The organism is Bacteroides sp. Marseille-P3684 (assembly GCF_900291465.1).
GTDB lineage: Bacteria > Bacteroidota > Bacteroidia > Bacteroidales > Bacteroidaceae > Phocaeicola_A.
On record NZ_LT985808.1, the window covers coordinates 3,388,127 to 3,401,847 of the forward strand.

The 13,721-nt window shown below is 53.1% G+C and carries 9 protein-coding genes, 1 tRNA gene and 1 pseudogene; 9 read left to right on the forward strand and 2 right to left on the reverse strand.

Translation table 11 applies throughout. From position 1 onward, the window contains the following. Positions 1–112: 112 nt before the first annotated feature. The 7 genes from dnaN (at position 113) to C8275_RS13380 (ending at position 8,167) form a co-directional block, all read left to right on the forward strand. Positions 113–1,237 carry a DNA polymerase III subunit beta gene (gene dnaN, locus C8275_RS13350; RefSeq protein ID WP_022384040.1) on the forward strand — a complete coding sequence of 375 codons (1,125 nt, stop codon included), beginning with the start codon at positions 113–115 and terminating at the stop codon, positions 1,235–1,237. A gap of 174 nt (positions 1,238–1,411) precedes the next feature. Beyond that, positions 1,412–2,182, forward strand: a complete 771-nt coding sequence (locus C8275_RS13355; protein ID WP_022384041.1) for a 3'-5' exonuclease — start codon at positions 1,412–1,414, stop codon at positions 2,180–2,182. Between the two features lie 8 nt (positions 2,183–2,190). Then, on the forward strand, positions 2,191–3,390 hold the full coding sequence (coaBC, locus tag C8275_RS13360; protein WP_106625521.1) for a bifunctional phosphopantothenoylcysteine decarboxylase/phosphopantothenate--cysteine ligase CoaBC: 1,200 nt from the start codon (positions 2,191–2,193) through the stop codon (positions 3,388–3,390). 11 nt (positions 3,391–3,401) lie between these two features. After that, positions 3,402–5,060, forward strand: coding sequence for a DNA repair protein RecN (recN, locus tag C8275_RS13365; protein ID WP_106625522.1), 1,659 nt, complete (start codon positions 3,402–3,404; stop codon positions 5,058–5,060). Between the two features lie 44 nt (positions 5,061–5,104). After that, the gene (gene rlmB / locus C8275_RS13370) at positions 5,105–5,857 is read left to right on the forward strand and encodes a 23S rRNA (guanosine(2251)-2'-O)-methyltransferase RlmB (protein ID WP_106625523.1); all 753 of its coding nucleotides are present in this window, start codon (positions 5,105–5,107) and stop codon (positions 5,855–5,857) included. 25 nt (positions 5,858–5,882) lie between these two features. Further along, entirely contained in the window at positions 5,883–7,565 is a 1,683-nt protein-coding gene (locus tag C8275_RS13375) for a serine protease (protein WP_106625524.1), read from the forward strand. Between the two features lie 98 nt (positions 7,566–7,663). Next, positions 7,664–8,167 carry a GAF domain-containing protein gene (locus tag C8275_RS13380; protein WP_106625525.1) on the forward strand — a complete coding sequence of 168 codons (504 nt, stop codon included), beginning with the start codon at positions 7,664–7,666 and terminating at the stop codon, positions 8,165–8,167. 876 nt (positions 8,168–9,043) lie between these two features. Here C8275_RS13380 and ltrA read toward each other — a convergent pair. Both ltrA and C8275_RS13395 read right to left on the reverse strand, forming a co-directional pair. Further along, positions 9,044–10,438 (reverse strand): annotated as a pseudogene (gene ltrA, locus C8275_RS13390) (group II intron reverse transcriptase/maturase). A gap of 484 nt (positions 10,439–10,922) precedes the next feature. Continuing rightward, positions 10,923–10,993: transfer RNA gene (locus C8275_RS13395), tRNA-Gln, on the reverse strand. Positions 10,994–11,291: 298 nt separating this feature from the next. On the opposite strand from C8275_RS13395, the gene rsfS reads away from it, so the two are divergent. Next, complete coding sequence (rsfS, locus tag C8275_RS13400) at positions 11,292–11,642, forward strand: ribosome silencing factor (protein ID WP_022384367.1); 351 nt, start codon at positions 11,292–11,294, stop codon at positions 11,640–11,642. 7 nt (positions 11,643–11,649) lie between these two features. Then, on the forward strand, positions 11,650–13,707 hold the full coding sequence (ftsH, locus tag C8275_RS13405; RefSeq protein WP_022384366.1) for an ATP-dependent zinc metalloprotease FtsH: 2,058 nt from the start codon (positions 11,650–11,652) through the stop codon (positions 13,705–13,707). The last annotated feature ends 14 nt before the right edge of the window (positions 13,708–13,721 follow it).

Consider the following 13,721-nt stretch of genomic DNA (forward strand, 5'->3'; position numbering starts at 1 on the left):
ACACCATTCTTGGTAATTAAACGAATTTTCGACACTTTTTTTAGGGGCATTACATATAAAATTAGTAGTTTTGTGCACGCATAATAACCAATAAACATAAATAGAAAGACGTATGAAATTTATCGTTTCCAGCACTTCTCTTTTAAGTCATTTGCAAGCGATTAGCCGCGTTATCAACTCCAAAAATACTCTCCCCATCATGGACTGTTTCCTCTTCAATCTGCAAGACGGAACACTCTCCATCACTGCATCCGACACCGAGACCACCATGGTAACCTCCATCGAGGTGACCGAGAGCGACAGTGACGGACGCTTTGCCATTGTGGCCCGCACGTTGCTGGACGCGATGAAGGAAATACCGGAACAACCCCTGACTTTCAATCTCAACCCCAATACCCTCGAAATTACCGTGCAGTACATGAACGGACAATACACCGTCATGGGACAGAACGCCGATGAATATCCGCAACCTGCCACCCTGGGCGACAATGCCGTACATGCCAACATCCCCGCTGACGTACTGCTGAACGGCATCAACCGCGCACTCTTTGCCACGGCTGACGACGAGTTGCGTCCGGTGATGAACGGTATCTATTTCGACATTACTCCCGACGACATCACCATGGTTGCTTCCGACGGACACAAGCTGGTACGCAACAAGAACCTCTCGGTCAAAGGCAGTGAGAAGGCCGCCTTTATCCTCCCCAAGAAACCGGCAAACCTGCTGAAAAACGTGTTGACCAAAGAGGAGAACTCGGTAAGCATCGACTTTGACGACCGCAACGCTGTCATCACGCTGGAGAAATACCGCATGGTATGCCGACTGATTGAAGGACGCTATCCGAACTACAACTCCGTCATTCCTCAAAACAACCCCTATAAGATTACCATTGACCGTGCCGTGCTCCTGAGCGCCTTGCGCCGCGTGTCGGTCTTCTCCTCGCAATCAAGCAGCCTTGTGAAGCTCCGCATGGGTGACAACAAGCTGGTCATCTCCACACAGGACCTCGACTTCTCCACTTCGGCAGAAGAGACGCTTGTCTGCCAATACGAGGGCAACCCGATGAGCATCGGCTTCAAGGCTCCGTTCCTTATCGACATCCTGAACAACCTTCCGGGACAGGATGTCATCATCGAACTGGCTGACCCGTCGCGTGCCGGCGTAATCGTTCCTGCTGAACAGGAAGAGAACTGCGACCTGCTCATGCTGCTCATGCCCATGATGCTCAACGATTGATGCATCCTGTTTTTATTCTGACTGACTTTTACAAGCTCCGGCACTCTACCGCTCCCTCAATGGACCTGCGTCCCGTTACGTTACGGTTTGGAACGGAAGTCTGTCTGACCACCGTCAACCCAATCAGGAGGTGAGGCAGCGACCGGATGCTTGCGACATTTGAAATACCGACTTATGAAACTGAACTTAAAGAATCCCATCGTGTTCTTTGACCTGGAAACGACGGGAACCAACATAAACTCCGACCGCATCGTCGAAATCTGCTACCTGAAGGTGTACCCCAACGGAAACGAAGAGAGCAAGACCATGCGTATCAACCCGGAGATGCACATCCCCGAAGCTTCCACCGCCGTACATGGCATCCATGATGAAGACGTGGCAGACTGTCCGCGCTTCAAGGATGTGGCTGCGTCCATCGCCCGCGACATCGAGGGCTGCGACCTCGGCGGCTTCAATTCCAACCGATTTGATATTCCCGTGCTGGCGGAAGAGTTCCTGCGTGCAGGGGTAGACATCGACCTGAACCGCCGCAAGTTCGTCGACGTACAGGTCATCTACCACAAGCTGGAACAGCGCACCCTGTCTGCCGCCTACAAGTTCTACTGCCACAAGAACCTGGAAGATGCACACACGGCTGAAGCCGATACCCGTGCGACCTACGAGGTGCTGCAAGCACAGCTCGACCGCTATCCCGATGTATTGAAAAACGACATTTCCTTCCTGGCAGACTACTCAAGCTTCAACCGCAACGTGGACTTTGCCGGACGGATGGTCTACGACGACAAAGGAGTGGAAGTATTCAACTTCGGCAAGTACAAGGGAGTACCCGTAGCAGAGGTGTTGCGCAAGGACCCGGGTTACTACAGCTGGATCCTGCAGGGCGACTTCACGCTCAACACCAAGCAGATGTTGACCAGAATCAGAATCCGCGAAGCCTCGAAATAAACAGAACCATGCTTGAAGGAAAGAAGTTCGTACTAGGCATCACGGGAAGCATCGCCGCTTACAAGGCAGCTTACCTCATCCGTGCCTTGATCAAGAAGGGAGCCGAAGTGCAGGTCGTCATTACTCCTGCCGGCAAGGAGTTCATCACCCCCATCACCCTCTCGGCATTGACCAGCAAGCCCGTCATCAGCGAGTTTTTCTCGCAACGCGACGGCACGTGGCACAGCCATGTGGACCTGGGACTGTGGGCCGACGCCATGATTGTAGCTCCGGCTACCGCCTCTACCATCGGCAAGATGGCACACGGCATTGCCGACAACATGCTCATCACAACTTATTTGTCCATGAAGGCTCCGGTCTTCATCGCACCAGCCATGGACCTGGACATGTTCGCTCATCCTGCGACCCAGCACAACCTTGACATCCTCCGCTCCTACGGCAACCACATCATCGAACCGGGAGAAGGAGAGCTGGCAAGCCATCTCGTGGGCAAGGGACGCATGGAAGAGCCGGACAACATCGTCCGGATACTGGAAGACTACTTCACCAAGGGCGCAGAGCTGGCAAAAAAAAAAGTAGTCATCACGGCAGGACCGACCTATGAGAAGATTGACCCCGTGCGCTTCATCGGCAACTACTCCTCCGGGAAGATGGGATATGCACTGGCTGAAGAATGTGCCGCGAGAGGAGCCGAAGTCATCCTGGTAAGCGGACCGGTACAGCTGACGACATCACACCCCGGCATACGCCGTATCGATGTGGAGAGTGCTGCGGAAATGCACGAAGCCACGCTCCGCGAGTTTGCCGACGCCGATGCTGCCATCCTCTGTGCTGCCGTAGCAGACTTTACACCGGAAGAAGTGGCTGACCATAAAATCAAGCGCGAACACGATGACCTGATGTTGCGTCTGAAACCGACGCACGACATTGCCGCCGCCCTCGGACAACGGAAGCAGGCACACCAATGCCTTGTCGGATTTGCCCTGGAGACTGACCACGAGGCGGAACATGCCCAGGAGAAGCTCCGGCGCAAGAACCTCAACTTCATCGTGCTGAACTCCTTGCGGGATGCAGGGGCAGGCTTCCGCCACGACACCAACAAGATAACCATCCTCGATGCCGAAGGGAGCACCGCCTATCCGCTGAAAAGCAAGAAGGAAGTGGCAGCCGACATCGTCGACCGCCTGTGCCGGGAATTTGTTTCATAACCGTAGAAGATATGCTACAATCTCTATTCATACAGAACTACGCACTGATTGACACGCTCGACATCCGCTTCGACACCGGATTCTCCGTAATTACCGGCGAGACCGGTGCGGGAAAGTCCATCATCCTGGGAGCCATCGGCCTGTTGCTCGGACAGCGTGCGGACACCAAAGCCATCAAGAAAGGAGCTTCACGATGCACCATCGAGGCACATTTCCAGATTGGCAACTACCACATGGAGGACTTCTTCGAGCGCAACGACCTGACCTATGACCCGGAATGCATCTTACGCCGGGAAGTGATGGCGTCGGGCAAGAGCCGTGCGTTCATCAATGACACCCCTGCACCGCTCAGCCTGATGAAAGAACTGGGCGAGATGCTCATCGACGTACATTCACAGCACCAGAACCTGCTGCTCAACACCGAAGGCTTCCAGCTGAATGTGGTCGACATCATCGCGCAGGATGCAGCCTTGCTGACGGAGTACGGCAAGTGCTTTGCCCAATACCGGTCCAGCAGCAAGGCTTTGGCGGAAGCCATTGCCACGGCGGAGAAGAACCGGGCAGACGAAGACTACATCCGTTTCCAACTGGAACAGTTTGCAGAAATCGGGCTGAAGGAAGGCGAACAGGAGGAACTGGAACAGGAGGCCGAGACTCTGAGCCATGCAGAGGACATCAAGTCGGGACTGTACCACGTCGACGCCCTGCTGGCCGGTGATGAAGGCGGCATCCTCGTCAACCTGAAGGAAGCGCAGAACCGCCTGCACGACCTGAACTCCATCTATCCCCCGACAGAAGAACTGTCCGAACGTCTGGAGAGCTGCTACATCGAGCTGAAAGACATCGAACACGAAATCAGCAACCAGAGTGAAGAGGTGGAGTTCAATCCGCAACGGCTGGACTATGTCAACGAACGCCTCAACCAGCTCTATACCCTGCAACAGAAACATCATGTCGACACCGTTGCCGAACTGATGAGCATCGAGCAGTCGTTTCAGGAAAAGCTCCATGCCATCACTTCCGCCGACGACCGGATAGCGGAACTGACCGCACAGAAAGAGAAAGACTATGCCCGCGTCATGGAGGTGGCAGGCAGGCTCACGAACGTACGCACCGAGGCTGCCCGAAGGATTGAGAAGGGCATGAAGGAGTACCTGGTGCCCCTGGGAATCCCCAACGTGCAGTTCGTCGTGGAGCTGACTCCGCGCAAGGAACCGGATGCTTACGGAGCGGATTGCGTCAACTTCCTCTTCTCCGCCAACAAGAACGGAGTCCTGCAAAATGTAGCATCCGTCGCATCCGGTGGAGAGATTGCCCGCGTCATGCTCTCCATCAAGGCCATGATTGCCGGAGCCGTCAAGCTGCCGACCATCATCTTCGACGAGATTGATACCGGTGTCTCGGGACAAATCGCCGAACGCATGGCACACATCATGCAGGAGATGGGCAACCGCGAACGGCAGGTCATCAGCATCACCCACCTGCCGCAAATCGCAGCCTTGGGAAGCAACCACTACAAGGTCTACAAGCAGGACGATGAGCAGGGCACGACCAGCCACATCCGTCAGCTGACACCCGACGAACGTGTGGAGGAGATTGCCCACATGCTGAGCGGAGCCACTCTGACCGAAGCTGCCATCAACAATGCCAAGGCCCTGCTGAAGCACTGAAACCCTACCCCTATTCCATTGACATTACCGATTTGAAAAAGACAATGAACGAAGAAAGAAGCGAAATGATATTCGGCGTAAGAGCCGTCATCGAAGCCATAGAAGCCGGAAAAGAGATTGACAAGATACTCGTGAAACGGGACATACAGAGCGACCTGTCCAAGGAGCTGTTCGCCGCACTCAAGGACCGGTTCATCCCCGTACAGCGCGTCCCCGTGGAGAAACTCAACCGCATCACCCGCAAGAACCACCAGGGCGTGGTGGCATTCATCGCGGCGGTGACCTACCAGAAGAGTGAAGACCTCGTGCCCACCCTCTTTGAAGAAGGGAAGGTACCCCTGTTCGTCATGCTCGACGGCGTGACCGACGTACGCAACTTCGGCGCCATCGCCCGTACGTGTGAATGTGCCGGAGTGGATGCCATCATCATCCCTGCAAAAAACAGTGTGAGCGTCAACGCTGACGCCGTAAAAACCTCCGCAGGCGCCCTGCACACCCTGCCCGTCTGCCGTGAACAAAGCCTGACCGCCACCATCAAGCAACTGAAAGACTGTGGCTTCAGAATCATCGCAGCCACCGAGAAGGGCGACTATGACTATACCCGTGCCAACTATACCGACCCCGTTTGCATCATCATGGGAGCCGAGGACACCGGCATCCCCTACGAGCACTTGGCACTGTGCGACGAGTGGGTGAAAATCCCTCTCTTCGGACACATCGGCTCGCTCAACGTGTCTGTGGCAGCAGGCATCCTGATGTATGAAGCCGTCAGACAACGGGGACTCGGACAATCCTGATTGATAACTCAAATTCTTCCTATCCATGAAAAGATTCTTATACCTCATCCTTGCCCTGCTGACGTCCTGGACAACCGTGTCCGCGCAGACTCCCAAATGGGTCGGCAAGGCCCGCAAGGCAATCATCTCCATCGTGACCTACGACAAAGACAATAAAATCATGAACACCGGCAACGGCTTTTTCGTGAAGACTGACGGAACAGCCGTAGCCGACTACAGCCTGTTCGAAGGTGCCCAGCGTGCCGTCATCATCAACTCCGACGGCAAAGAGTTCCCCGTGGACTGCATCCTCGGCGCCAACTCGATGTACGACCTCGTGAAGTTCCGCGTACAGACCGACAAGGAAGTGGACGCCGTCACGTTGGCAAAGACACCGGCAGCCGTTGGCAGCACCGTCTTCCTGCTGCCGTATGCCTCACAGAAGGAGAACACCCTCGGACGCGGAACGGTGGACGCCGTCACCCAGGTGGAGAGCAAATATTCCTACTACACACTCCACCTGCAGACCGGCGACAAGTCGGTGAGCTGTCCCATCACCAATGCCGAAGGCGAAGTGCTGGGCATGATTCAGAAGTCCGCTGACAGCCAGTCCGCCGACAGCTATGCCGTGGATGCTGCCTTTGCCGCCGAACTGAGCCTCAACGCCCTCTCTCGCATGGACTATGCCCTCAACAACATCGGCATCCGTAAAGGACTCCCCGAGAAGCAGGACGAGGCACAGGTCTACCTCATGATGTCGAGCAGCCTGCCTGCCGACGACTACCTGGCACTCATCAACGACTACATCCGCCAGTTCCCCGCCAGCCACGAAGGCTACCTGCGCCGTGCCACCTTCTACCTCGACCAGAAAGGGGAAGACAACTACAAGCGGGCGGACGAAGATATCCGGCAGGCGCTGGAGGTATCGGAACAGAAGGACGACGCCTACTACAGTGCCGCCAAAATGCTGCTCCAGATTGTTGCCAACGGCATCACCTATCCGGAATGGACCCTGGACAAGGCGTTGCAATACATCGAGGAGGCCATCAAGCTCAACCCGATGCCGCTCTATGTACAGACCCAGGGAGACATCTACTTCGGCAAGCAGGACTATGAACACGCCTACGCCTGCTACGACCGCGTCAACCACTCCGAGCTCCGTTCCGCTGAAAGCCTGTTCAGCGCCGCACGCACCAAGCAGCTGATGGGCTCTCAGGACGAGGCGCTGGTACTGATGGACAGCACCGTTGCCTTCTTCGGTGACCTGCTGACGGAAAAGGCAGCCCCCTACGTCTTCCAACGTGCCCAGATGAAAGTGGAGGCAGGCAAATTCCGTGAGGCAGTGGCTGACTACAACGAATACGAAAAACTCGTGCTGGGAAAAGCCAGTGCCGAGTTCTTCTACGTCCGCGAACAGGCAGAGATGCAATGCAGACTCTACCAGCAGGCACTCGACGACATCGAAAAAGCAGTGGAGATGGACCCGAAACAGGTGCTCTATGTCGTGGAGCAGGTGGCTCTCTACACCCGTTTCAGCCAATTCGACAAAGCCGTCGAAGCCGCCCGGAAAGGCATCGCACTCGCACCGGACAATGCCGACCTCTACCGCATGCTGGGCTTCGGACAAATCCAGCTGAAGCAGAAGGAGGAAGGTAAAAAGAACTTGCTGAAGGCCAAAGAACTGGGTGATCCCAATGCCCAGACCCTGCTGGACAAATACGCCAAATAAACCATTCAACTTATCCTGCACAGGGGCACCGGCTGTTGACAGCCGACCCGGTGTCTCTGTGCTCGTTTTTCCCCACTACGGGGACAATTCGACTCCACATGGCAGAAGAACTCCTATTGACAGCTTCCGATAAAAAAGGACGGTACGAAGAAGTGCTACCCCAGCTTGTATCCGTCCTCGAAGGCGAGACCGACCGCACCGCCAACCTTGCCAACACCGCCGCCATCCTGAAAGAGGCGTTCGACTTCTTCTGGGTGGGCTTCTATGAAGTGAAAAGCCGCGAAGGCGAAGCTCCCCAACTGGTGCTGGCACCTTTTCAAGGTCCGCTGGCATGCACCCGCATCCACTACGGACGGGGAGTATGTGGCACCGCCTGGGCAGAAAGACGCACCCTGGTTGTACCGGACGTTGACCGCTTCCCGGGACATATCGCGTGCAGCTCCCTGTCACGCTCGGAGATTGTTGTACCGGTCTTCCATCCCGGCACCGGCGAAGTGGTTGCCGTGCTCGACATCGACAGCCGCGAACTCTCCACCTTCGACGAGACCGACCGTCATTACCTGGAAATCCTCTCCTCCCACCTCTCCCACCTGTGGGCATAACCGACGGAAGCAGCCTGCCGGGAAATCAAAAAGAAAGCACCTCCCGGCTTTTGCTTGACATAGTTGGCAAATATCCCGTTTCCGGCTAACTCATCCTTTTCGAAAATTCGATAATCTGGGAACGAAACGTGAATGATTGCAAACGGAATGCCCGAAAAAAGCCCTTCATTTTAGAAAACTATACATTTCATTTCCAGAAAACAGACAAAACGTGCCCGGAACAATATTGTTTCGCGAGCCAAACAATATAGTTTGCCGCGTCAAACAATATAGTTTCACCTCCCAAACACGATTGTTTCGTGCCCGGAAGTCAAATCTTTGGAAGATGGAAGTAAAAAGAAGTGAGTTTCACTCTCCAGAAGGTGTGCCGTGTCAACAAATCGGAAGGTAATAAAAAGAGGGGGATTCAGGAAGGAGGAACAACAAGGAACGGCACTTCCGCTGGCAACCTTCGCAAAAAGGAAGAAAAGTTTCCCATACAGCAACAATGTGCATTTTGCAAATCGCCTGAGAATGCCACGAAATCCACCAGACTGTATTTTGGTACGAGGAACGGCACTCTCAGAGCCTTCGTTTGACATTTTGTCAAATCGTAATCCAACCTGTAAACGAACACCGACAGTAGACGCCCCGTCGTCCCTGAATGCAGGGGCGACCGGTCTGGTCGCCCGAACCCCACGCCGCATGGTCATCAATTTCGGACTGACCCGCAATCGGAGTCGACTTACAGAAATAGCACAAGCTGAGCCACCTTGGCGCGCCCCTGTTTGAAAGCACCCATTAAATCGAGTAGGAGGAAAACGACGTAGTTTTCTTCCTACTTTCGTTTTCCGTCCTCTCACACCACCGTACATGCGGTTCCGCATACGGCGGTTCCTATTTTGGGTACCATTCGAGATATTCACCCATTAAAGTAGCATACCCTGCTTTGCGCAAGTTCTCATTTGTGATTGCCCTGTGCATTATGTGGCTGTCTGCTATGCGCCAGCAGCCCTTGCGAGTATTACCCCATTCATATGCCTTGTACTTATCGATACCGCATCTAATGAGGTTTGCCACTTTTGTCTTGACTTTCTTCCATGCTTTCCATATACACATACGTATTCTACGCCTTAACCATTCGTCAGTGGTAAGTAGAAGACGTTTCATATTGGCAAGATGATAATAGCCGACCCATCCTCTTATGTATTCTTTGAGCTTTTGCTTTCTCTTGGAATAGCCCCATCCATTGCTGCGACTTGTCAGTTCTTTTAGTCTTGACTTCATCTTGGCTTTGGATGTCGGGTGTACCGTAAGTTGGCATTTACCTTTCATTACATTAAAGGAATAGCCGAGATATTTCACTCCGCGCACATACGACACTACGGTCTTCTCCTGGTTGACTTTGAGATATAGATTGTTCTCTATAAATCGGGTTATGCTCTCCTTCACTCGCATTGCTGCCCTTCGGGACCTGCAGAATATCATCGAGTCATCCGCATAGCGCACAAAAGGGAGGCCTCTGAGTTCCAGCTCTTTGTCCAGTTCATTGAGCATAATGTTGCTCAACAAGGGACTTAGCGGACCTCCTTGGGGAGTTCCTTCCTCGCTCGCTTCAAACAAGCCTTTATTCATTACACCGCTACGGAGATACTTATGTATAAGACTGACCACTCTGCCGTCTTTTATGGTACGGCTGAGGATTTCTATGAGCTTGCTGTGGCACACCGTGTCGAAGAAGAGTTCAAGGTCAAGGTCTACAACATATACGTAGCCTTCATTGATTATCCTCTGCGCTTCACGTAGTGCGTCATGGCATCCTCTTCTCGGACGGAAGCCGTAGCTTGTCTTGGAGAATTGGTTCTCATAGATGGGAGTCAACACTTGGTTTATGGCTTGTTGCACCAATCGGTCTATCACGGTGGGGATACCTAAAAGGCGCATCTTGCCATTGTCTTTGGGGATTTCTACCCTTCTTACCGGGTTCGGACGGTAAGAGCCGTCCATCAAGGAACTAAGGAGCATTTCCCTATTGGTCAGGAGCCATGGGAGCAATTGCTCGCACGACATCTTGTCGATACCACCACATCCCTTGTTTCTCACCACTGTTTTGTAGGCTCTGTTGAGATTTGACGGACTGAGAATTTGCTCGAAAAGGTGTTCCTTGTCGAATGGTACTTCCACGATGTTGTCTTCACACATCCACATAAAGGCCTGCACTCCCCCATATCTCTCGGTTTCCTACCTAATCCTTTGAGGGCAGCCATTAAAACGTGATAATGCTTTCTGCATTCTGTCCTTCCTATGGTATGTTTCAATTACTATCGTTTATTTGTTAGGTTCTGCCCTTCATGCAACTCTATCTACAGCTGCACTACTATGGCGTCTGCTGACTTCTCACGACAAGCTTTACTCCACTTCTTTCGTAAACAAAAAAAAATATTCGAAGTGTCCGTGAGACCTCCTCGGATAAGGGCGTTGTCTTTCCATCTTATACCTACTTCATCTACACCGACCGTTCCGAATAGCTATAGGGCTTCGATTTGTTTAGCAATCTTACCCACGGTCATATGCCTTGTATGAAGTTTCTGTTCGTTAGGCCAGATGTTTGCCGACGGCTTCCTTCAGATTTCACCTCGCGATGAACACCCTTGCCTGGGGCTATGTAATTCCCGCTATTAGGGCTTACTCGGGACTTGCACCCGTTAGACAACACTCATGCCGAGCGTACTACTAAAAAAAGGAACACATCTGTTGATGTATTCCTTTTTTATCGCTGGGCTACCTGGATTCGAACCAAGAATGACAGGACCAGAATCTGTAGTGTTACCATTACACCATAGCCCATTGTTTTTGTTTTGACGCTGCAAAGATACAACATTTTTGATACATGCAAATACTCTGGGGAGATTTTTTTCAAAAAAATTTTTGTCCATCCCCATTTCCATATAATAAGGTGTATAAGCGGGAGGCAATCCGGCAGCCTTCCGGAGAAGATGGACAAAATGACAAGATTCATTCTCAAAAAATACAAAAAACAAGGCACATTTATGGGTTGCATCTTTAGCTATTTCACAAATCCATGTATCTTTGTAATCCGTATTTCAGCACGGATTAAAATATTAAATAGTAACCATTTTTTAGAATGAACGAACTGCTAGAGAACATAACCAAAGGTATTCAAGAAAAAAAAGGAAAAGGCATCGTCATTGCCAACCTCACCGATATCGAAGATTCCATCTGTGATTATTTCGTGATTTGCCAAGGAAACTCCCCCAGTCAGATACAAGCCATCACCGAATCCATCTATGAGACCGTCAGACAGGCGACCCATGAAAAGCCGCTCAACGTCTGCGGACTGGAGAACTGCCAATGGGTGGCACTCGACTATGCCAACGTCATGGTACACATCTTCCTGCCTGCCCCACGCGCATTCTATGACTTGGAACATCTCTGGGAAGATGCCCAACTAATCACTATTCCGGACATTGACTAAGACAACTATGAGCAACAATACGAATCCGAAAGCCAACAACGGGGGCCCCAAATTCAACTTGAATTGGTTCTACGCCCTCATCATCGTGATTCTCGGTATCCTCTACCTCACAAACCAGGATGGAGGAATCAAGAAGAGCATCACGTACACCGAGTTCCAGAACTATGTAGAAAAAGGATACGTCAACAAGATTGTCGCCTACAACGACAACTCGCTCGACGTATACATCAAACCCGAACATGCACCCGAAGTGCTGAAAATCCCGGTTGAGAAAATCGGCAGAAGCCCGATGGTCAATACACGCATCGGCTCGACCGACAGCCTGGAAGAGTTCCTGAAAGAGGAAAAGGCCAACCACCCCGACCGGGCAGACATCACCATCGACTATCAGGAGAAGAGCAACTACATGATGTCCATCCTCATCAACCTGCTCCCCTTCATCCTCATCATTGCCATCTGGATGTTCTTCATGCGACGCATGGGAACCGGCTCAGGCGGTGGGTCCGGCGTGTTCAACGTCGGCAAGTCCAAAGCACAGCTCTTTGAGAAGGGAAGCGCCAACCGCGTGACCTTTAAGGATGTTGCCGGACAGGCGGAAGCCAAGCAAGAGGTACAGGAAATCGTGGACTTCCTGAAGAAGCCCCAGAAATACACCGAGCTGGGAGGTAAAATTCCCAAGGGTGCCTTGCTGGTAGGTCCTCCGGGAACAGGTAAGACCCTGCTCGCCAAGGCTGTGGCGGGTGAAGCCGACGTTCCGTTCTTCTCCATCTCCGGTTCGGACTTCGTGGAGATGTTTGTCGGCGTAGGTGCATCACGTGTGCGTGACCTTTTCCGTCAGGCGAAAGAGAAGTCGCCGTGCATCATCTTCATCGACGAAATCGACGCCGTGGGTCGTGCCCGTGGCAAGAACCCGTCGATGGGTGGGAACGATGAACGTGAGAACACGCTGAACCAGTTGCTGACCGAAATGGACGGCTTCGGGTCAAACAGCGGTGTCATCATCCTGGCAGCGACCAACCGGGTGGACATCCTCGACAAGGCACTGCTGCGTGCCGGCCGCTTCGACCGTCAGATACACGTCGACCTGCCGGACCTGAACGAACGCAAGGAGGTCTTCGGTGTCCACCTCCGTCCCATCAAGATTGACAGCACGGTGGACGTAGACCTGCTGGCACGTCAGACCCCGGGCTTCTCGGGTGCCGACATCGCCAACGTCTGCAACGAAGCAGCCCTGATCGCTGCCCGCCATAACAAGAAGACAGTCAGCAAGGATGACTTCCTCTCTGCCGTCGACCGCATCATCGGCGGTCTGGAGAAAAAGACCAAGGTGATGACACAGAACGAGAAACGCACCATCGCCCTGCACGAGGCAGGACATGCCACCCTCTCGTGGTTCCTCGAACACGCCAACCCGCTCATCAAGGTCACCATCGTGCCTCGCGGACGTGCCCTGGGTGCAGCCTGGTACCTGCCGGAAGAACGTCAGATTACCACCAAGGAGCAGATGCTCGACGAGATGTGTGCCCTCCTGGGCGGACGTGCTGCCGAGCAGCTCTTCGTCGGCCATATCTCCACCGGAGCCATGAACGACCTGGAACGTGTGACCAAACAGGCCTACGGCATGATTGCCTATGCCGGCATGAGCGACCGTCTGCCGAACCTCTGCTACTACAACAACGACGAGTATGCGTTCAACAAGCCTTACAGTGAGAACACGGCGCAACTCATCGACGAGGAAGTGAAGAAGATGGTGGAAGAGCAATACGAACGTGCCAAAGCTATCCTCTCCGAACACAAGGAAGGCCACAACCGGTTGGCAGACCTGCTGATGGAACGTGAAGTCATCTTCGCGGAAGACGTTGAGCACATCTTCGGCAAACGTCCGTGGGCTTCGCGTTCGGAAGAAATCCTTGCCGACTCTGAGCCGCAACCGGAAGAGACAGAGACTCCCGCACAGACGGACGACAAGTCCGCCCAACCGGAACCGTCGGCTGAAAAGAAGCCCGAAGACACAGCCATCGACCGGAAGATAGCCGAGGGCGAAGCTACGGAAGTGAAAGAATAACCAAAACACAAACG